1 protein-coding gene is annotated in these 348 nt (G+C 42.2%); it reads right to left on the bottom strand.

Features of this window, described 5'->3' with window-relative positions:
• Nucleotides 1-348: AAA family ATPase (locus CWC30_RS18085; protein WP_171034755.1), on the bottom strand; the 348-nt coding region annotated here is incomplete at both ends.

Genomic DNA, 348 nt, shown 5'->3' with positions numbered 1-348 from the left:
TTATTATCTGTTAGCGTACCGTGAACCATAACTTGTAATAAAATGTTGTAGATATCAGGATGTGCATTTTCTATTTCATACATCAATACCACTGCATCTGGATTTTTTATAACCGCTTCTGATAATAAGCCGCCTTGATCAAAACCTACATAACCCGGAGGCGCACCCATTAAACGGCTCACCGCAAGGCGCTCAACGTATTCAGACATATCAAAACGAATAAACTCAACAACCATGCAGTTAGCGAATTGATTGGTAACCTCTGTTTTACCGACCCCCCTTTGGCCTGCAAATAAAAACGAACCCACCGGGTTTTTCTCGTTGTCTACACCTGACCCGGATAAGCGA

This window comes from Pseudoalteromonas sp. S4741, from assembly GCF_005886135.1.
GTDB classification, from domain to species: domain Bacteria; phylum Pseudomonadota; class Gammaproteobacteria; order Enterobacterales; family Alteromonadaceae; genus Pseudoalteromonas; species Pseudoalteromonas tetraodonis.
The sequence above is the reverse complement of the archived record's forward strand: the minus strand, read 5'-3'. Positions and strand labels throughout refer to the sequence as shown.